19 protein-coding genes are annotated in these 16,922 nt (G+C 60.2%); 11 read left to right on the plus strand and 8 right to left on the minus strand.

Annotation, left to right across the window (positions count from 1 at the left end; genetic code table 11):
- Positions 1-7 precede the first annotated feature (7 nt).
- The 9 genes from PMI07_RS09905 (at position 8) to PMI07_RS09945 (ending at position 9,023) form a co-directional block, all read left to right on the plus strand.
- On the plus strand, positions 8-739 hold the full coding sequence (locus PMI07_RS09905) for a GntR family transcriptional regulator (protein ID WP_007766954.1): 732 nt from the start codon (positions 8-10) through the stop codon (positions 737-739).
- Between the two features lie 188 nt (positions 740-927).
- On the plus strand, positions 928-1,701 hold the full coding sequence (locus PMI07_RS09910; protein ID WP_155956485.1) for an amino acid ABC transporter ATP-binding protein: 774 nt from the start codon (positions 928-930) through the stop codon (positions 1,699-1,701).
- Positions 1,702-1,798: 97 nt separating this feature from the next.
- Positions 1,799-2,650 carry a transporter substrate-binding domain-containing protein gene (locus PMI07_RS09915; RefSeq protein WP_007766958.1) on the plus strand — a complete coding sequence of 284 codons (852 nt, stop codon included), beginning with the start codon at positions 1,799-1,801 and terminating at the stop codon, positions 2,648-2,650.
- A 74-nt stretch (positions 2,651-2,724) separates the two neighbouring features.
- The gene (locus PMI07_RS09920; protein ID WP_007769823.1) at positions 2,725-3,384 is read left to right on the plus strand and encodes an amino acid ABC transporter permease; all 660 of its coding nucleotides are present in this window, start codon (positions 2,725-2,727) and stop codon (positions 3,382-3,384) included.
- Between the two features lie 3 nt (positions 3,385-3,387).
- Entirely contained in the window at positions 3,388-4,122 is a 735-nt protein-coding gene (locus PMI07_RS09925; RefSeq protein ID WP_007769825.1) for an amino acid ABC transporter permease, read from the plus strand.
- Between the two features lie 26 nt (positions 4,123-4,148).
- Positions 4,149-5,558 (plus strand): MmgE/PrpD family protein, encoded by a 1,410-nt coding sequence (locus PMI07_RS09930; RefSeq protein ID WP_024163704.1) that lies wholly within the window; start codon positions 4,149-4,151, stop codon positions 5,556-5,558.
- Positions 5,559-5,573: 15 nt separating this feature from the next.
- The gene (gene argH / locus PMI07_RS09935; protein ID WP_007768524.1) at positions 5,574-7,073 is read left to right on the plus strand and encodes an argininosuccinate lyase; all 1,500 of its coding nucleotides are present in this window, start codon (positions 5,574-5,576) and stop codon (positions 7,071-7,073) included.
- Positions 7,074-7,130: 57 nt separating this feature from the next.
- Positions 7,131-8,144 (plus strand): SIS domain-containing protein, encoded by a 1,014-nt coding sequence (locus PMI07_RS09940; protein ID WP_007768526.1) that lies wholly within the window; start codon positions 7,131-7,133, stop codon positions 8,142-8,144.
- A gap of 63 nt (positions 8,145-8,207) precedes the next feature.
- Entirely contained in the window at positions 8,208-9,023 is an 816-nt protein-coding gene (locus PMI07_RS09945; RefSeq protein ID WP_024163705.1) for a PfkB family carbohydrate kinase, read from the plus strand.
- A gap of 141 nt (positions 9,024-9,164) precedes the next feature.
- Here PMI07_RS09945 and PMI07_RS09950 read toward each other — a convergent pair whose 3' ends face one another.
- The 8 genes from PMI07_RS09950 to PMI07_RS09985 form a co-directional block, all read right to left on the minus strand.
- The gene (locus PMI07_RS09950) at positions 9,165-10,076 is read right to left on the minus strand and encodes a helix-turn-helix transcriptional regulator (protein ID WP_007753104.1); all 912 of its coding nucleotides are present in this window, start codon (positions 10,074-10,076) and stop codon (positions 9,165-9,167) included.
- Positions 10,077-10,102: 26 nt separating this feature from the next.
- Positions 10,103-10,486: a hypothetical protein gene (locus PMI07_RS09955; protein WP_007753107.1), complete on the minus strand. Its 384-nt coding sequence runs from the start codon at positions 10,484-10,486 to the stop codon at positions 10,103-10,105.
- A 165-nt stretch (positions 10,487-10,651) separates the two neighbouring features.
- Complete coding sequence (locus PMI07_RS09960) at positions 10,652-10,972, minus strand: 2Fe-2S iron-sulfur cluster-binding protein (protein ID WP_007753110.1); 321 nt, start codon at positions 10,970-10,972, stop codon at positions 10,652-10,654.
- A 16-nt stretch (positions 10,973-10,988) separates the two neighbouring features.
- Complete coding sequence (locus PMI07_RS09965) at positions 10,989-12,101, minus strand: pyridoxamine 5'-phosphate oxidase family protein (RefSeq protein ID WP_155956428.1); 1,113 nt, start codon at positions 12,099-12,101, stop codon at positions 10,989-10,991.
- Between the two features lie 175 nt (positions 12,102-12,276).
- A complete protein-coding gene (locus PMI07_RS09970; protein ID WP_007753133.1) occupies positions 12,277-12,933 on the minus strand; it encodes a CDP-alcohol phosphatidyltransferase family protein in 657 nt (218 codons plus the stop codon).
- Entirely contained in the window at positions 12,930-13,325 is a 396-nt protein-coding gene (locus tag PMI07_RS09975) for a hypothetical protein (RefSeq protein ID WP_007753135.1), read from the minus strand. Before PMI07_RS09975 ends, PMI07_RS09970 begins: the two co-directional genes overlap by 4 nt.
- Positions 13,325-14,272: a phosphatidate cytidylyltransferase gene (locus PMI07_RS09980; protein ID WP_007753151.1), complete on the minus strand. Its 948-nt coding sequence runs from the start codon at positions 14,270-14,272 to the stop codon at positions 13,325-13,327. The genes PMI07_RS09975 and PMI07_RS09980 overlap by 1 nt, the downstream gene beginning before the upstream one ends.
- Positions 14,269-14,913 (minus strand): lysophospholipid acyltransferase family protein, encoded by a 645-nt coding sequence (locus PMI07_RS09985; RefSeq protein ID WP_007753154.1) that lies wholly within the window; start codon positions 14,911-14,913, stop codon positions 14,269-14,271. Before PMI07_RS09985 ends, PMI07_RS09980 begins: the two co-directional genes overlap by 4 nt.
- A 264-nt stretch (positions 14,914-15,177) precedes the next feature.
- Between PMI07_RS09985 and panC the strand changes: the two genes are divergently transcribed.
- Together panC and panB are read left to right on the plus strand one after the other, a co-directional pair.
- Positions 15,178-16,053 carry a pantoate--beta-alanine ligase gene (gene panC / locus PMI07_RS09990; protein ID WP_007753156.1) on the plus strand — a complete coding sequence of 292 codons (876 nt, stop codon included), beginning with the start codon at positions 15,178-15,180 and terminating at the stop codon, positions 16,051-16,053.
- Entirely contained in the window at positions 16,050-16,874 is an 825-nt protein-coding gene (panB, locus tag PMI07_RS09995) for a 3-methyl-2-oxobutanoate hydroxymethyltransferase (RefSeq protein ID WP_007753159.1), read from the plus strand. The genes panC and panB overlap by 4 nt, the downstream gene beginning before the upstream one ends.
- The last annotated feature ends 48 nt before the right edge of the window (positions 16,875-16,922 follow it).

Here is a 16,922-nt window from a genome sequence, read left to right on the forward strand (position 1 = left end):
AGTTGACATGACTAAATTGGTAGGCCGGGAACGAACCGTCGTCGCCCGTATATGTGATGGCATATTGGACCTTATTAAAACAAAAGAGCTCGGTTTGGGTGACAGGCTTCCCAGCGAGGAGCGCCTTGTCGAGGATTTCGGGGTGGCCCGGCCAACACTTCGCGAGGCGCTGAAAATCCTCGAACAGGACGGCATCATCCGCACGGAACACGGCCGCGGGCGCTTTGTCATGGCGGGGGCAGCGCTCCACATTGAACGCCCGATTACGACCTTCGAAAGCGTAACCGACATGGTGGAGGGCTATGGTTACTCCACGACGACGCAGCTTTTGAAGCTGACGGAAATGGCTGCGGATGATGAAATCGCGTCCGGCTTGCAATGCCTGAGTGGAACGCCTGTCCTGCGGATCGAACGTCTCCGCAGCGAAGGAACCCGTCCGATCCTCTATTCGATCGATTTCATCAAGGCCGAAACAGCAGGCAATGCGATCAGCACGATCGACTGGTCCGGATCGCTGGTTCAGATCCTCCGCCGCAGGGGCGTGGCGCCCGTCGCGTCAACCGCAAATGTGTCTGCAACACTGCTGCCTGCCGATGCCGTGAAGCATTGGAAACTTGCAGACTTCGGACCCGTGTTGCTGGTGACGGAAACGTGCTTCACAGCTGAGGGCACGCCCATTCTTTTTGCCAAGGACTATCACCACGGTAAGTATTTTACGTTCAGCTTTGCCAGGAGGTGAACGGCATCCCGCGTCCTGCTGAGCGGATAGCGGCGCCGCACGGATTCCGTTCCAAGCTCTCGGTTTTCGCCTACCGTCCGTACAGCCCGCTTGACAGTATTTCATTTTTATTGTTGTTAGTCGTCTGACGTCTTTCGTCTGGAGAGCGTGCCATCCCGAGGCGCGCAGGAGGGAACCGAAATATGATGATGACCGCGCCCTACATTGCCCAGTCTTCGACCGTTGAAGCTCCTCTGAGTGTCGAAATGATCGGAGTGAGCAAATGGTACGGTCATTTTCAGGTTCTCGACTCCATCGACTTCAGTGTTCGCCGCGGCGAGAAGATTGTCGTCTGCGGTCCTTCAGGATCGGGAAAGTCGACGATGATCCGGTGCATCAATCGTCTGGAGGTTCATCAGCAGGGCGAGATCCGCGTTAACGGTATCGTGTTGACCGACAATGTCCGCGTCATCGACCAGATCCGTCAGGATGTCGGCATGGTTTTCCAGAGCTTCAATCTCTATCCGCACCTGACCATCCTCGAAAATTGCGTATTGGCGCCCCGCTGGGTCAAGGGCGTGTCGCGCAAGGAAGCGGAAGAGCGGGCGATGGGTTATCTGGAACGCGTGCGCATCCCCGATCAGGCAGGCAAATATCCTTCGCAGCTCTCAGGCGGCCAGCAGCAGCGTGCCGCGATCGCACGTTCCCTGTGCATGAACCCTGACATCATGCTGTTCGACGAGCCGACATCCGCGCTCGATCCGGAGCTCGTCCGGGAGGTCCTGGACACCATGGTCGAACTCGCCCGCGACGGCATGACCATGGTCTGCGTCACCCATGAGATGGGCTTTGCACGGCAGGTCGCCGATCGCGTCGTGTTCATGGATCGCGGCCGCATTGTCGAATCCGCTTCTCCGAACGAGTTTTTCGGCAATCCGAAGGAAGAGCGTACCCGCAATTTCCTCAGCCAGATCCTGCATTGAGGAGCATTTTCGCGCGCCGTTACGGCGTGCGCAACGAGAATGTCGGACGGTCAACGTTCGCATCGTGAAACGAACACCAGCCAAAGGGAACAAGTGAATGAAAATACCATATCGGACTATTCAGCGGGTCCTTGCGTCGGCGGCTTGTGCCGCTGCCGTTTTCCTTCAGGTCCCGGCCCAGGCGCAGGAGCTTCCTCCGCTCCCGGCAGCGATCAAGAGCGCAGGCGTTCTGCGCTTCGGCGTGAAATGCGACTCTCCGCCATTCGGCTCGACCGGCTCTGACGGCAAGCCGATGGGCATCGAAGTGGAAATGGCCAAGCAGATCGCAACCTATGCCTTCGGTTCGCCGGACAAGGCGGAACTGACCTGCGTCACCAGTGAGGCGCGTATCCCGTCGCTCAATGGTGGCAAGATCGATCTCATCCTTGCTACCCTCGGCAAGTTCCCGGCCCGCGAAGAGGTCATCGACTTTTCCGCCATCTATTTCTGGGGCACCAGCAATGTCATCGTGCCGAAAGACAGCCCGGTGCATAAGCTCTCGGATTTCGCGGGCAAAACCATCCTGATCGTCAAGGGTGGCTCTCAGATCAAGTGGCTCCAGACCAATATCCCCGACGTCAAGATGCTGCAGCTCAACACGACGGCGGACGGCGTGCAGGCATTGCAGCAGGAGCGCGGTGACGGCTTCGTCGGCGACGGCGGCCTGATCTGGACGCTCGCCAGCAACTATCCAGCCCTTCGCGTCATTGACGAAGGGTTGGATCTCGGGGTCAATGGCATCGGTCTTCGCAAGAACGAGCCAGAACTGAAGGCCTTCGTCAACGCGGCCCTCGCCAGGCTGAAGGCCGACAAATTCTATGACGCGGCCGCCAAGAAATTCATCGACAACGATCTGGTTCGTCAAGCCATGCTGAAGGGTTTCACGACGGAGCCTCCGGCACTCAAGTAGAACCGCTTCCACGCCACTGGCGGCTGAAACCGCCGGTGGCCCTCCTCCATCGATTGTCGATAGGCGTTTGAGACATGGACTGGGTTTACATCTACAAGGCGTTGCCCGACCTCATGAACGGGCTGGGCATGACACTGCTCATCAGCGGCGTGGCGATCTGCCTGTCCCTTCTATTGGGCGTGATCGGTGCTGCGCTGCGCACGAGCGGTATCCGGCCCTTGGAAATGCTGGTGACCGGCTATGTCGAATTCATCCGTGGCACGCCGTATCTGGTGCAGATCTTCTTCATCTTCTACGGTCTGCCGAGTATCGGGCTCAAGCTGTCGATCTTCTGGTCCGGCGCTCTCGCGCTCACCATCTGGGCGAGCGCCTTCCATATCGAAAGCTTCCGTGCCGGGCTTGCCGCGGTTGGGCAGGGTATCCGGGATGCCTCGGCCTCTCTCAGCCTCAAGCGCTGGCAGCACGCATGGTTCATCGTGTTGCCGCTCGCCCTTCGGGCTGCCCTGCCGTCGGCGATGAACACCATCGTCGCGACGGTCAAGAATTCCTCCTATCTCCAGGCGATCGGCCTTGTCGAACTGACCTTCGTCGCAGTCGACCGCATCGCCTACGAATTCCGTACGGTCGAGATGTTCGCCTCGATTTGCGTCATTTACCTGTTTTGCGTGTTCATTCTCTCCGGGCTCGGCCATTGGCTCGAACACCGCCTCAACCGTCCTTTCGCCGGGAGATAGGCCATGCTGCTCCTTGAATACAAAACCTTTCTGCTGGAAGGCCTCTATCAGACGCTGCTTCTTTCCCTGGTCGTCGCGTTCGGTGGCAGCTTGGTCGCCATCTTTCTTTCCTTCGGATTGACACAGCAATCGAAGGTCGTCAGCCGCCCGTTCTATCTTGTCGTTGAAGTGTTGCGTGATATTCCGCTGATGGTGGCGGTGCTGCTGACCTATTTCGTGCTGCCGAATATCGGACTGTCGCTCGATCCCTTCTGGTCGACATCGCTTTCCATTTCGCTCTGGGGCGGTGCCAACGGCGCCCAGATCATCCGCGCAGGCCTGATGTCCGTGCCGTCGGCCCAGCGGGAAACCGCCGCTGCCTTCGGCCTGCGTTCCTGGAAGGGCCTCGTTTTCGTCATCCTGCCGCAGGCCATGCCCGTCATCCTACCGCCCTATGTCAGCCTCTTGACGTCGCTCGTCCAGGCGACCTCGCTCGGCGCCGTGGTCGGTGTGCACGAACTGCTGCGTTCTGCCCAGGTGCTGATCGAACAGACGACGATCTCCCGCGGCGGCAGCCCGGCATTTGTCGTCTACGGTTTCATCCTCGTCATCTATTTCGTGCTGTGCTGGCTTATCTCGCGAGCGGGACGGGTGTTGGAGAGCCATTTCGCAAGGCCCTATGCCAGGCAGCCCCACGCGACCCGCAAGTCCGATGTCACGGTGATCGCGGCAAAACCGATCGACCTGACCAACGCCTGAAAGACTGACCGATGGAACAGCATTTGATGGATCAGGAACGCGTTCTGGCCGGCATGGTTTGCGGAGCGGCCGCCGCCTTCTCCGAAGCGGAAATGGCGAGGGCGGCACGGCATTTTGCAGATCTTGTCGGCGTGGCGCTCGCCGCCGCGGATGAGCCTTCGGTCGGAGCCGTTGCCGCGCTTTGTCCGGATGCCGCCGGATCTGTCAGGTCGGCCAGGATATGGGGGACCCACCGGCGGGTGCCTTTGCGCGACGCCGGATTGGTAAATGGTTTTGCCGCGCATTGGCATGATTTCGACGACGACGAGACCGAGCTTGCGATGGCACATGTCACCGTCTCCGCGATGACGGCCGCCGCCGTCATTGGCGACAGCCGGCAGGGCATTGCGGGCGCTTCCATTCTGCAGGCCTACCTCATTGGCACCGAGGTGGCGATGCGCATCGGCAGCCTCGTGAACCCCGGCCACTACCGGCGGGGATGGCATGCGACGGCAACGCTCGGCACTTTTGCCGCTGCCGCGGCGGCCGGGCGTCTTCTCGGTCTGGACGCCGAGGCGATGCGCCATGGGCTCGGTATGGCTGCCTCTTTCGCGGCCGGCATCCGCAGCAATTTCGGCAGCGATACCAAGCCGCTGCAGGTTGGTCAGGCGGTTTCCAACGGCATCTTCGCGGCTGAATGCGCCGCGGCCGGATTGCAGTCGTCGCCGGGCAGCCTGTTCGGCCCGAAAGGTTATGTCGCGCTTCAGGACGGCGACCTGTCGCGTCTGGAAAGCGTCGTCGGCGATTTCGGCAGGCCCTATGGTTTCTCAGCCGGCGGCATGGTCATCAAGGCCTATCCGTGCTGCACCGCCTCGCACAGTGCGATTTCCTGCGTGCTTGATCTTGCTGCCCGCTATCGGTTGGCCGCTGCCGACATCGAACGGATCGTGTGCAGCATCGACCCGGCGGTTTCCGGCATCCTGATCTATGACTGGCCCGAAACGCCCGTCCAGGCAAAGTTCAGCCTGCCATTTTCGCTCGCGGTGGCTGCGGTGTTCGGCCGTGCGGGGATTGCCGAGTTTAGCTATAGGACGCTTGCCGATCCCGCCGTCCGTCGCATGATGGAGCGTGTCGAAGTGGTGGCAGATGCCCACCTGCCGAAGGGCCCGAGCGGTATATCCGTGTCCTCCCGCGTCACGCTCTTCCTCAAGGACGGCAGGCGCATCGAGGCATTTTGCGAGGCAGTTCCGGGCAGTGCTGGCAATCCGCTGGATGACGAGGCGCTCCTCGGTAAATTCACCGCGTGCACGACAGGATTTCTCGGCGAAATGCCGGCGAGGCGCCTGTTTGGCCTTCTGCTGGCAGCGGTCTCCTGCAGCGATTTTTCGGATCTCGTCGGCGCGTTCGCGCCATCATCGGCGCCGGCTGCCGCAACCGGCGTAACGCAATTCGGATAATACAGAGGTACAGCCATGAAGAACGCCGTCAGTTCCCGCCTTTCGGAGCGGACCGCCGAGGAAGTCGCGAATGCCATCTACCGACCCGGCATGGCAACATTCGACGATGTCGCGCTGGAAGCCATGTGCCAGCTCAATGAGGCCCATCTCGTCATGCTCGCCGAAAAGGGCCTTGTGGACCGGGCCGTGGCGAAATCGCTGGCTGCGGCCATAGTCCGCGTCCGGGCGGAAGGGCCAGGGGCGATCGATCTCGATCCCCAGTTCGAGGACGGCTATTTCGCTTTCGAAAACCGCCTTTCGAAAATCGCGGGGGCAAGAGATACCGGTTTCATCCATACGGGCCGCAGCCGCAACGATATCGGCGCGACGCTCGACCGCATGCATGCGCGGGACCTGTGCCTGCGAATGATGGAAAGCCTGGACCAGGCGCGCGCCGCCTGTGCGGCAACGGCGCTCAGGCATGCCGAAACCATCATGCCGGGCTACACCCACCTTCAGCCGGCGCAGCCGATGACCTTCGGTTACTTCCTGACGAATGTGGTCGCGGCTCTTTCGCGTGAACACGACAAGATCGCTGCCGTCTACGACCGCATCAACAGAAGCAGTCTCGGCGCGGCCGCCTTTGCAGGCACCACCTTTGCGATCGACCGCCACCGTACTGCCGATCTTCTCGGCTTCGATGGCATTGTGGAGCCCTGCCTGGAGGCGGTCGGTTCCCGGGATTTCGTCACCGAGCTTCTCTGGTCGGCTACGAGCACGCTGACGGTGCTCAGCCGCGTGGCGCAGGACATGTACGTCTTCTGCACCCACGAATTCTCGGCGCTGACGTTTCCGGACCGCGTGGCCGGCACCTCCAGCATCATGCCGCAGAAGAAGAACATGCTGGCGCTCGAATATTTCCGTGCCGCGGCCGGCCGCAGCATCGGCGCACTGACCGGCGCGCTTTCCAGCGTCAAGGGCAGCAACTATTCGATCGGCCTTGATTCTGTCCGGGAAGGCCTCGCCGAGGCATGGCCATCGCTTGATCTTTTCATTGACGGCATGGCGCTGCTGCGGCTGGTCTTCGAGACGGTAACCCCCGATGCCGAGCGGCTGAAGAAGCGTTGCTACGAGAATTTCTCGACCGCGACGGATCTCGCCGACGGGCTGGTGCGCCAGCACGGCCTGTCGTTCCGGGAGGCGCATCATGTCGTCGGCGGCGCGGTACAACGGGCGCTCAATATGGGCCTCGACGCAAGCGGCATGACGGTGGAGATCCTCAATGCCTCGGCAGAGGAAGAGCTCGGCCGCGCATTGCCGATCGATGCCCAATTCGTTCGGGATTGCCTCGATCCGGTCAAATCCGTGCAGGCCCGCACGACGCCCGGCGGAACCGCTCCTTCCGAGGTTCGCCGCATGCTCGAAACCCTGGAGACCAAGCGCGGAAAGGATGCCGGACTGACGAAGGCGCGCCGCGAGGCAGTCGAGGCCGCGATCATCCGATTGCGAAGCGCGGCCGGTGCACTGGCCGCCTGACGGAAGATCTCCCCGGAAACATCAACACCTACTTTCAAGCAGAAAAAGGGATGCCCCATGCTCAACTTCGATGAAGCCCGATTCCTGAAAATCCAGAAGGGGGCCGCATCGCTCGCCCCGCGGATCGACACCGTGATCGCGTCCGCCCTGAACGGCGGTGCCGAGAACCTCTTCTTCCTCGGCACGGGCGGTGTCGCTTATCTCATGCAGCCCGCCTTCCAGCTCCTGCAGCGCAATTCTGGCTTTCCGACCTTCCTCGACTATCCGGCCGAGCTGGTCATCAGCGGCTCGAAGAACCTGACGTCCAAGTCGATCGTCGTCATGCCGTCGCTTTCCGGCACGACGAAGGAAAGCGTCGCCATGCTCGCCAAGCTAAAGGAGATCGGCGCGACGGTTTTGGCGTTCGTCGGTCATGAGGAAACACCGCTCGGCAAGGGCGGAGACCACGTATTCGTCAACTTCGCCGAGGACGACACGTCCTGCGAGTCTTTCTATATGCAATCGCTGTTCGTGGCGCTTTCCGTCATGAAGTTCCGCAAGGAAATCGCCGATTACGATGCCCTCGTCGGGGAGCTGCAGACGATGCCAGAACTGCTTCTGGAGGTGAAGCGCAGCTTCGAGCCGAAGGCAGAGGCCTTTGCCGCAAAAATCGCCGCCGCCGACTATCACATCTTTGCGGGTGGCGGGAATGTATGGCCGGCGGCGCTTTACTACGCCACCTGCATTCTGGAGGAGATGCAGTGGATTCGCACACGTCCCGTCCATGCCTCGGACTTCTTCCACGGCACATTGGAACTCGTGGAAAAAGGCGTCAGCGTCATGCTCTTCAAGGGAGAGGATGTCCATCGCCCGCTTTCCGAGCGGGTCGAAAACTTCGCTCCGAACTACACCGACAAGCTGACGGTGCTGGACAGCAGGGATTTCGCGCTGCCGGGACTTTCCGAAGAGGCGAGGGCTCTGGTCTCGCCGATCGTGCTGGCGACGGTGCTGGAGCGCGTCAGCGCCCATCTCGAAGTCATGCGTAACCATCCGCTGGTTACCCGCCGCTACTACAAGCGGGTCGCCTACTGATCTCGATTGCCCCATATTGCCGCCGCCGGTATCGGCGGCGGTTTCTGCAACTGGAAGAGCATTATGGCTGAATTCGAAGTCGCGACTGTCGGTGACAATTGCATCGACCGGTTCATGCCGCCGGTCGGCCTCTCGGCGATTGGCGGCAATGCGGTGAACGTCGCCGTGCATCTGCGCAAGCATGGCTTGAAGACGGCCTATTTCGGTGCGGTGGGACCCGATGCCGACGGCAACCGCATGCTCGATTGCTTCGGAGAAAACGGGCTGGTGGTCGATCATATACAGATGCGTGATGGGGTGACTGCCTATACCGAGATCGAGTTTGACCAGGGCGGCGACCGCATCTTCGCATTCGAGGAGTTCGGCGTCTGCCGCGGATACCGTCCGACCGAGGAAGAGGTGCAGATCCTGTTTCGCATGCGGCACGTTCATATCGGCTGGTTCGATGATGGCGGGGTCCTCAGGCGCAGGCTGCATGCCGCCGGCGTGAGCGTTTCGCAGGATATTACCGTCAATCCCGGCGCCGAGGGCCTGGCGATCGCGTTCGCTTCCGCGGGCTCCGAGCCCGGCGCGGCGATCGAGCTTGCAAGGCAGCTCATCACCGAAGGCGCGGCCCTTGCCGTCGTCACTCGCGGTGCGCAGGGAAGCCTTGTGACAGACGGCAATGTCGTCGCGGAGACTGGCATCAGGCCGGTCGAGGTCTCGGATACGACCGGCGCCGGCGATACGTTCATCGCCGGATTTATCGCGGCGCATCTCAAAGGGAAGCCGCATCAGGAATGCCTGGAAGCCGGGCGCGACGCCGCGGCCGTCACCTGCACGCATTTCGGAGGTTTTCCGCAAACGCCGATGGCGATCAAGGCCCATCTTTCAACATAGAGACATGGCTTGAAGCGGCCCGAGGATCACGAAAAACAAGGTGAGCGTAATGATCCGGTTCCAAATTTGTCCAGGCTGAGGCTCATCTTGGCGGCCGTCGGCCCTCACCAGGCCGTCATGACCGATTTGGAAGGCGATGGTCTATCGCGACGCCCGAACTCTCTTCATCAGAACAACATTTGGCAAATCTTGTCGCGGTCCGGGCGCTGCAATTTCCGAACCGTTATGTCGCGCAATGTGTCCATGATCGCCACGCTCCACCTCAACTGGAGGCACGTTGTCGAAATATCGCCCCGGCGTCGTTCCCAGCATGCGCCTGAACATGGCGATGAAGGCACTGACGCTCTCATAGCCTAGATCGCCTGCAATGTTCGTCACCATCTCGCCTGTCGCGAGACGCTGCAGTGCCAGACCGACGTGCAGTTGCTGTCGCCACCGTAGGAACGACATGCCCGTTTCCCGCTGGAACAGACGGCTAAGAGTACGGTTGCTTGCGCCGACGCGCGCCCCCCATTCGTCGATCGTGAGCCGTTGTCCGGGGTCCTGGATCATGGATGCTGTCAGACGGCACAGCCTTCGATCATTCGGCATCGGCAGGTGGATGGGTTCGAGAGGTGCGGCAGCCAGTTCATCGAAAAGTACCTCCAAGAGGCGAGCTCTTCGGTTTTGATCCTCGGCGGAATCATGGGAATGCGCTGCGAAACGAAAAATGATCTCCCGAAGCAGGGGCTGCACGAAAAGGATTCCGCAGTCATTGCTCAATGGAGCCTCAAGGGCAGGATCGATGTAAAGGCTGCCGATCTTGACGTGACCCGCTACTTTGCCGGCGTGATCGACCGCACTGGGTATCCATAACGCGCAATGCGGCGGCACCGTCCATATGCCGCCGGCGGCCTTCACTGTCAGGACGCCGCTGATGACGTACATCAGTTGCGCCTTGTTGTGACGATGGGGCTCGATCTCGCCGAAGAAGGTCGTTTCGGTGATGAGACTGAAGACAGGATGGGCAATCTTGTCCACCGCATCGACGATATTGAAGTCGAGAGCACCCACGACGTCACCTCCAGTGTCGCACCATTTCAAGCTGCGTGCTTTTCCAGCAGAGCCAAGCCCTTTGTGACAGCTTGCTCTTCGTCTGACACGAACAGTATAGCAAATCCGAATGCTTTTGCCGCCGCTGTTGCGGCAACACGTAAGACGGCACTTGCCGAAGTCTGACCTTCGATGACGACCATCCCGCAGCAGAATTCACGCATGCGGTGTTTGATCCGCTTGAAGAACAGAGCCTTCTCTTTCCGTTCCTCCTGCGTTTCATCTTCGTGATCGTCGGGAGAGTGATCGGTGATCACCACAAACCTCTCTCGTTTATCGAGGAGCTGCTCGAACTGCTCGTTGATGGAAATGGCAGACTCCGTTTGCGTCCGCAGAAACACGAGAGGGAAACGGGAATCGTCGAACAGCATGAGAAAAGCTCCGGGATGATAAAATCCAGACCGGCTCGGTTCGTGGCACGGATTCTGGTCAGTGAGCATTCCACTTAATGTCACCCCTCATGCTGTCGCTCTTTCCGACCTGCCAAAAGGTGCCGCGAACCTGCCAATCTTCGTGGATGATCACATAGTCCAACCTTACTCGTCTGACGCCGGCACGTGCACGACCAACCCCTCTAACGTCTCATCGACAAGGATCTGGCAGCATAGCCTGCTCTGCGGTCGGACCTCGCTTGCATATTCCAGCATGAATTCCTCTTCCTCGCTACGAATGCCGGTTCGTCCTTGCCAGGCGTCGTCGACATAGACGTGACAGGTACCGCAGGTCATGGATCCACCACACTCTCCGACGACGCCGGGCACGTCATTCTCGACTGCCGCACGCATCACGCTGGTGCCGTTTTCGGCTCGGACCCTATGTTTCGTACCATCCGGCTCGACAAAGGTAATTTCGGTCATTAGTTGGAACCCGCACTCAATACAGATTGTCGGTGTAATCCTGCTTCATCTTTTTCTCGACCAGGCCAGGTGCTGACATAATCTCAGCGGCTTTCTGAGCTTCAACGCTCTTGTTCAGCTTGATATGGCCGATCGCTATTTTGGCCGGTTCGATGCCCATCGGCGCTTCTGTTGCGGACCAGATGCACGCACGAGCTATCGCTTCGCTTTCGGCGAACTCGACCTTCAGATCGTTGATGCCCGTCACCAATTCCGGGATTTTCCCCTGAACCATGAAGCGGGCGCGAATGTCCGGATCGTCGAAAATGCGGGCGAGTCCGGTCAGTCGAACGAAATACGTGGAACCAGGAACGATGACGACCGCCGCGACCTTCGGCTGGGTGACGATATTCCTGAAGCTGTCGATCCGCTTGTTGCCGGGCCTGTCGGCGAACCATAGAGTGCCGTCGCTGACCTGTACCATCGCTCCTGAGGGGTCGCCCTTCGGGCTGAGATCCGCTCTCCCTCGGTCGTCGACCGTCCCGAAAGCGAGAAAGCGGGCAGCGGAGATCAACTGGTCCGCTCCGGCTGGCGGCGCAGTATCTGGAACGATGGCCCAGAACTCGGAGCGGATCAGGGCCTTGCCGCAATGAAGGTAGCATTCCTCGATGGCGACACGGATCGTATCGCCGTCATTATCGACGACCCACCCATTGAGGCGCAGAAGTTCGTTTGTCGACGGTATCACGAAGAAAGATCCGAAGCCGCTTCCAGGCCGCGCCATATGCGGATCGTCGACTGTCGATGTCGGGATGTGGAGTTGGCGGCTGTCGGCGCTCATCCAGCCGGGTTTGCCGCCGCCCAGGGTGACGCCAATGCCGTCGTCACCACCGAAGCTCGCCATCATCAGTGACGACGAGGCCAGCCAGTGCAGGGCGCCAGCGTCGAGGTGATCGATCGACTTCAGATGGACAAGGGCAGATGCCTTTCCAACCCGGTCTTCGAGGTCATCAATTGTTGAGATAATTTTGTCCACGGCAGCCGCCTTCCGGAATTGCTGGCACCGATGTCCGCGTCCAACTGGTGGGGTACCGGGCGCGCCTCGTGTTCGGACAATATTAGGTCTCGTTCTCTCCCGATCAGAGGGCATATCCGGTCACAATCTGTCGCGACCCTGCCAACTCGGCCTGCACGACCCTGCGCCGGTTCCAGCCTAGGCGGAACAACCCTGTGGGCCGATAGCCGCGCCGATGCGGCAGCCTAGGGAACTCGAAGAGCGAACAGCCGTGATCATGTTAAGGGTCGTTGGTTCACCGCCGGCTGATCTAATGCCCCGCTCTTCCTGGCATCTTGAGGCGCGTGATCAATGTTCTAGAGCGGCGGAGCGCCGTGAAGGCTGCACCGAACGCGGTTATTCCCAGACCGATCGTCAGGATCTGGTTATAACCGCTCCACAACGGTTCAAAGATGGATGCCAATCCTGCTGCGGTGATCGTTGCCATCCGATGCTGCTTGGCCATTGGGCCGGAGAAATCGCTCGGGTTGCCTGTGGCCCGGCCGAGTTCCCGGACATAGGCCGTCAGGACGGCGAAAGCGCCGGCGGCCCAGCCGAGGCCCGGCATGCCGATGCCATATCCGACGCCTGCGAAGATCAGAAGGTCGGCGATGCGATCCGGAAACTCGTTCCAGAACGGGCCGTCCGGCTCTCCCTTTCCGCCTTCGACGGCGACCATCCCGTCGAACAGATTGCAAAGCAGGCGGCCCTGGCAAAAAAGGACGGCCAAAAGCAGGCAGGCAACGCGCTCCCAACCGACCGTCTGTCCCGCCAGATAGAAGGCACCGCCGGCCAGGGCGGCTGCGACCATGCTGGCCTGGGATATCTGGTTCGGGGTGATGGTTTTTGACGCCATCCATCGCGCGATCAACCCTGCCCAACGCGTGTTGCGGCTTGCCAGGGGCCGCCTGTCGCCTGTCTCGGTCATGTCCCGGCACCTCGTCTTGCGGAGATCGAATAATTGTAGATCGTGGCGTAGCTCGTCGATACCAGAAGCGGAACCGCGACTGTCTTGAGGATTTCCGGTGTGCCGCTTGCCGCATGGATTGCGACGAGAGCAGCCGTCGAGCCGAGACAGGCAATGAGCGGCGGCGCCCATAACTGTGTCAGGCCATCAAAGCGCTTCGAAAGCCCGTCGATCACCGATTTCAGGAAAAGCGTCAGGCCGGCGGACATCACGCCCTGCACCAGACCGGAATAAAGCGGCCTTGGCATGTCGTAGGCCCGATTGGCGAAGACGGCCCAGCCACCCATCGCGAGAAACGCGAACAGCACATGCACCGTCCCGCTGCGTGCAAGCCGTTTCAGCGCATCCGGCATCACAGCGACCACCAGTAGCGCACAATATGGAAGAAGATCGGTGCCGAGAAAACGACGGAATCCAGCCGGTCGATCAGTCCGCCATGACCTTCGATGAGATTGCCCCAGTCCTTGATGCCGCGATCCCGTTTGATCGCCGACATCACCAGGCCGCCGAAGAAGCCCATCAGCGTAATGACGAAGGCGAGCAGTCCCGCCTGAACTGGCGTGAACGGCGTTATCCACCAAAGTGCTGCACCGATCAGAGTGGCGCTGATGACGCCACCGACAAAGCCTTCGACCGTTTTCGATGGCGACAGTTTCGGAGCGATCTTGGTGCGTCCGAACAGTTTGCCCCATACATATTGCAGCACGTCGCTCAACTGGACGACGATCACCAGGAAGGCGATGAGCAGCACGTTGCGGCCTTCGTAGCCCGGTATGTTCAGGGTCAGCAGCGCCGGGACATGCGAGGCGCAGAAGACGCAAATCATCAGTGCCCATTGCACCTCCGCAATGCGGATCAGGAAGCGCTCCGTATCGCCCCTGAGCACGGATATGATCGGCATCAGCAGGAACGCATAGACCGGAATGAAGATGGAGAAGATGCCGTATTGTTCCGCCCAGAGCAGGTAGTACTGAAGCGGCACCACGACGAAGAAGGCTGCGGCCAATGCCCAGTGATCGGCCCTGCGGGTATTGATGAGGGTGACAAATTCCCGTAGCGCGGCAAAAGAGCAGAAACCGAATAGGATGAGAACGCCGATGCGGCCTGCCACGAAAGCAATGCCGATGAGGATGACCATGATCCACCAGGCCTTGATCCGGGCATTGAGATTTTCGATCGACGCGTTCGTGCCCGTCGGCGACAGGCGCTGCTGCAGCACGTAACCGATGGCCGAGGCGAGAACGAGTACGCCGAAGATACCGGCTACCAGCGTCAGAAGATCGGAACTCGCGGCACTCATTCACCACTCCCTGCAGGCTTCGGGGACAGAGCTAGAAGGGCGGTCTGCATCCGTTCAAGAAACGCTTCCTTGGCTTCATCCGGTGCGAACCGCAGGGCGCTGCCGAAGGTGACGGTGCAGATCAGCGGTATCGGGACGATCTCGCCCTTCGGCATGACCCGATTGAGATTGTTGATCCAGACCGGAACGAGATCGATATCGGGCCGCGCCGCGACCAGATGAAAGATGCCACTCTTGAACGGAAGAAGCGGGGCATCGGTCTGGTTTCGCGTGCCTTCCGGAAAAAGAATGAGGGATGACCCGGCGTCGATCGCCGTTGCCATCTGCTCAATCGGATCCTCTGTCCTCTTGTCTCGCTCTCTTGCGATGAGAACCGCGTTGAAAACGTCACTGCCGATGAAGCGATTGAGCCGCGATTTCAGCCAGTATTCGGCGCCGGCAACCGGACGGGCCTGATGCCGCAGCCTTGGCGGCAGCACCGCCCAGACCAGAACGAAGTCGCCATGGCTGGAATGATTGGCGAAATAGATGCAGGGGCTGGATGGCAGCCCTTCCTCGGGCCATATGGCGCGAACCGCCGTGACCGCGCGGGCAAACAAGACAATTGTCGCTGCCGCGGCCTTTGCAATAAAAACCTTCATCCATCCCCCGGTCGACTTCGTGATCGCGCCGACCAAACTCTAGCACCGTCGCCGACGGAAGAAAGGAACTTTGCAGACTTCCGACTAAAAACAACGGAGGTGCCATCGCGCTCAAGAGATCCGTCCTCTCGTTGGCCCGGTGTGAGGGAAGAGGCCCCAGAAAACCTCATCCATCTAATCGGTTTTATCGGAGGGCGTGCATTGACGCGCAGCCTCGCTTGCATTTTGTATCCGCCCCAAGGTGATCTTGGCCAGGGAGGCAACATGCAGGTCCTATCGAGTATTGAGGCGTTGCGCGCGGCCCTTGCCGGAGCAAGGGCACAAGGCGGGAGGGTCGGCTTCGTTCCAACGATGGGTTATCTCCATGCCGGACATATGGAACTTGTCTCGCGAGCCCGCGCCGAGAACGAAATTGTCGTTGCCTCGATTTTCGTGAACCCGCTTCAGTTCGGCCCGACAGAGGATCTCGGTCGATATCCGCGTGATCTGGAACGCGACAAGGCGATGCTGGAGAAAGCAGGTGTCGATATCCTGTTTGCGCCCGGTGTCGAGGATATGTATCCGCAGCCCATGAAGACCGTGGTTGATGTGCCGGAGCTTGGATGCGAGCTCGAAGGCGCCGTCCGACCCGGGCATTTCGCGGGCGTGGCGACCGTCGTCAGCAAGCTCTTCAATATCGTTCAACCGAGGAATGCCTATTTTGGCGAGAAGGATTACCAACAAGTCGTCATCATCAAACGCATGGTAGACGATCTCGCGCTGCCGGTGCGTGTCGTTTCCGTGCCGACGGTCCGGGATGCGGATGGTCTCGCCTTGTCTTCCCGCAACGTCTATCTCAGCGAGGAAGAAAGACGCGCCGCCGTCGTCGTCCCTCGCGCCCTGGAGGAGGCGGAGCGCCTCGTCGCTGAGGGCCTCACTGACCCGCAGGTTCTGGAAGCAAAGCTCGTCGGCTTCATCAGCCGCGAGCCTCTGGCAAAACCGGAAGTGGTCGCCGTCAGGGACGCCTCGACGTTGCAGACGATCACGGAAATAGGGGATCCCGTGATCGTCGCACTGTTCGTGCGGATCGGCAAGACCAAGCTTCTCGACAACCGGGTGATTGCGAAAAAAGGCCCATCTGGAACAGGAGAGATGCGATGAGTGCCGCGAGCTCCCCGAAGCGCCTGACGCCCATTCGTATCCGGGCGATGAAGGGTGGAACGCCGATCGTATGCCTGACCGCCTACACGACGCCGATGGCGCGGCTGCTGGATGAACACTGCGATCTTCTGCTTGTTGGAGATTCGCTCGGCATGGTCCTTTACGGCATGGAGAGCACCGTGGCGGTGACGCTCGACATGATGATCGCGCACGGAAAGGCGGTGATGCGAGGTGTCGCCAAATCCTGCGTGGTCGTCGACATGCCCTTCGGAAGTTATCAGGAATCCAAGGAATCGGCCTATCGCAATGCCGTGCGCATCCTGCAGGAAACCGGCTGCGATGCGCTCAAGCTCGAGGGTGGTGAAGAGATGGCCGAGACCATCGCCTTCCTCACCGCTCGCGGCATTCCGGTTCTTGGTCACATTGGCCTGATGCCGCAGCAGGTTCATACGGCGGGCGGATACCGATCCGTCGGCCATTCCGACGAAGAAGTCGCGAAGATCCGGCGTGACGCCGAGGCCGTTAGCAATTCAGGAGCCTTTGCAGTCGTTATCGAGGGCACGGTCGAGACTTTCGCTCGCGAGGTGACGACGGCTATTCCAGTTCCGACGATCGGGATTGGCGCCTCGGTCGCCTGTGACGGGCAGATCCTCGTCTCGGACGACATGCTCGGTCTGTTCAACGACTTCACGCCCCGCTTCGTCAAACGTTACGACGAGCTTGGCAAGAGGGTCGGGGTGGCGGTCGCGGCCTATGCGGGCGACGTTCGTTCCCGGGCGTTTCCCGCTGAAGAGCATACGTTCAAGCGTCGGTCGAAATAAACGGGCCTTCTCCAAATGGGGCTTGATGATCTAACGATGGGTCTAGTT

This window comes from Rhizobium sp. CF080, assembly GCF_000282095.2.
Classification (GTDB): Bacteria; Pseudomonadota; Alphaproteobacteria; order Rhizobiales; family Rhizobiaceae; genus Neorhizobium.

Bases quoted from the DNA above. Each gene is read 5' to 3' on its own strand.
- PMI07_RS09975 (WP_007753135.1), bottom strand. From the start codon at position 13,325: ATGCCGGATGCGCTGAAACGGCTTGCACGCAGCGGGACGGTGCATGTG.
- PMI07_RS09930 (WP_024163704.1), top strand. From the start codon at position 4,149: ATGGATCAGGAACGCGTTCTGGCCGGCATGGTTTGCGGAGCGGCCGCC.
- PMI07_RS09980 (WP_007753151.1), bottom strand. From the start codon at position 14,272: ATGAGTGCCGCGAGTTCCGATCTTCTGACGCTGGTAGCCGGTATCTTC.
- panB (WP_007753159.1), top strand. From the start codon at position 16,050: ATGAGTGCCGCGAGCTCCCCGAAGCGCCTGACGCCCATTCGTATCCGG.
- PMI07_RS09940 (WP_007768526.1), top strand. From the start codon at position 7,131: ATGCTCAACTTCGATGAAGCCCGATTCCTGAAAATCCAGAAGGGGGCC.
- PMI07_RS09905 (WP_007766954.1), top strand. From the start codon at position 8: ATGACTAAATTGGTAGGCCGGGAACGAACCGTCGTCGCCCGTATATGT.
- panC (WP_007753156.1), top strand. From the start codon at position 15,178: ATGCAGGTCCTATCGAGTATTGAGGCGTTGCGCGCGGCCCTTGCCGGA.
- PMI07_RS09910 (WP_155956485.1), top strand. From the start codon at position 928: ATGACCGCGCCCTACATTGCCCAGTCTTCGACCGTTGAAGCTCCTCTG.
- PMI07_RS09920 (WP_007769823.1), top strand. From the start codon at position 2,725: ATGGACTGGGTTTACATCTACAAGGCGTTGCCCGACCTCATGAACGGG.
- PMI07_RS09955 (WP_007753107.1), bottom strand. From the start codon at position 10,486: ATGCTGTTCGACGATTCCCGTTTCCCTCTCGTGTTTCTGCGGACGCAA.
- PMI07_RS09960 (WP_007753110.1), bottom strand. From the start codon at position 10,972: ATGACCGAAATTACCTTTGTCGAGCCGGATGGTACGAAACATAGGGTC.
- PMI07_RS09970 (WP_007753133.1), bottom strand. From the start codon at position 12,933: ATGACCGAGACAGGCGACAGGCGGCCCCTGGCAAGCCGCAACACGCGT.
- argH (WP_007768524.1), top strand. From the start codon at position 5,574: ATGAAGAACGCCGTCAGTTCCCGCCTTTCGGAGCGGACCGCCGAGGAA.
- PMI07_RS09915 (WP_007766958.1), top strand. From the start codon at position 1,799: ATGAAAATACCATATCGGACTATTCAGCGGGTCCTTGCGTCGGCGGCT.
- PMI07_RS09925 (WP_007769825.1), top strand. From the start codon at position 3,388: ATGCTGCTCCTTGAATACAAAACCTTTCTGCTGGAAGGCCTCTATCAG.
- PMI07_RS09965 (WP_155956428.1), bottom strand. From the start codon at position 12,101: ATGCCCTCTGATCGGGAGAGAACGAGACCTAATATTGTCCGAACACGA.
- PMI07_RS09985 (WP_007753154.1), bottom strand. From the start codon at position 14,913: ATGAAGGTTTTTATTGCAAAGGCCGCGGCAGCGACAATTGTCTTGTTT.
- PMI07_RS09945 (WP_024163705.1), top strand. From the start codon at position 8,208: ATGGCTGAATTCGAAGTCGCGACTGTCGGTGACAATTGCATCGACCGG.